Origin of the sequence: Halalkalibacter alkalisediminis (assembly GCF_028610705.1) — a bacterium.
GTDB lineage: Bacteria > Bacillota > Bacilli > Bacillales > Bacillaceae_D > Halalkalibacter > Halalkalibacter alkalisediminis.
Map to the genome: position 1 here is coordinate 1 of NZ_JAQQWT010000122.1, position 1,124 is coordinate 1,124.

Consider the following 1,124-nt stretch of genomic DNA (forward strand, 5'->3'; position numbering starts at 1 on the left):
CAAAAAACAATTAATGCGATAAACACTTGATTGTGGATCGCCCATTCACTTTGACCGTAGAACTTTTTGATACTGAGGTGCTGCTTGATCCATTTGAAAAACAACTCAATCGCCCAGCGTGATTTATACATCTCTGAAATTTCTTCGGCACTCAAATCAAAACGATTCGTGAGTAACTGAAGTTCATTTCCTTTTGAATCAAGCACTCTTAGAAGACGAAAGTAGTTCTCAGTACGGTTTTGAGTCGTCCCAATCAACACCATTTGATCGGACAGAACATTCGTATCCTCGGGTAGTTTAAAATCGTAGACTTCTCGTATGAATGCATTTTTACGTAGCCTGGATAGAAAAAAATAGCCATCATCTGTCATGCGATCAAAGCGTTCATAGTCAAGATAGCCACGGTCAAACACATACATGCATTCCTTGTCATCTACCATAATTTCTAGCTGACCACGATCATGTTCCTTTGCCGTTGTAAGCACAGCCTTTTCAGGATAGGAAATCCCTTTTTCCATAAACACAAGGCGCAAATGCAGCTTTATTCCTGCCTTTGTTTTCCGAAACTCTGCCCATTTATGATTGGTCAAATTAAGGGGCAATGTACTGGAATCAATGATTTTTAACGGCATGACGAGTTTAGTGTAGTGTGTTTTGGCATGAATTTGTGCGACCAAATCAAGGAAAAGAATTTGGAAAAAATCAGGATTCATCCCATTTAATCGTCGTGAAAGCTGAGAAATACTAATGGAATCAAGATTAATTCCTTTTTGTAGTTGATCATCAAAAAGACAATCACTCAGAGCGTGGAGGCTTTCAACTTCTTCCAGCTGCGCAAAGAGTAGTAATTTAAGAAATGATTCCGTCGTTAATTTCTTTGTATAGTAATCTAATTTCATGGTTTTGACCTGTTCTTCAAAAAGTTGAAGATTTAATGGTGAAAACCATTGTCCAAATGACGTTTTTCGTGTAATCTTGTCCATAGTGTGAGTCCTTTTATAGTGGATTTGGACGGGTTACCACCTGACTAATCCATTATAAAGGACTTTTTCTTTGCACAAAATAACAAAATTGAACATTTTGAGTTTTTCAAATAGTGAAATTAAATTAATGCAACACTAGTG

The 1,124-nt window shown here is 37.1% G+C and carries 1 protein-coding gene; it reads right to left on the reverse strand.

Features of this window, described 5'->3' with window-relative positions:
• Nucleotides 1-983, reverse strand: a 983-nt coding sequence (locus PQ474_RS26145) for an IS4 family transposase (RefSeq protein ID WP_273848507.1), incomplete at its 3' end; no start/stop codon positions are given.
• Between the last annotated feature and the right edge of the window lie 141 nt (nt 984-1,124).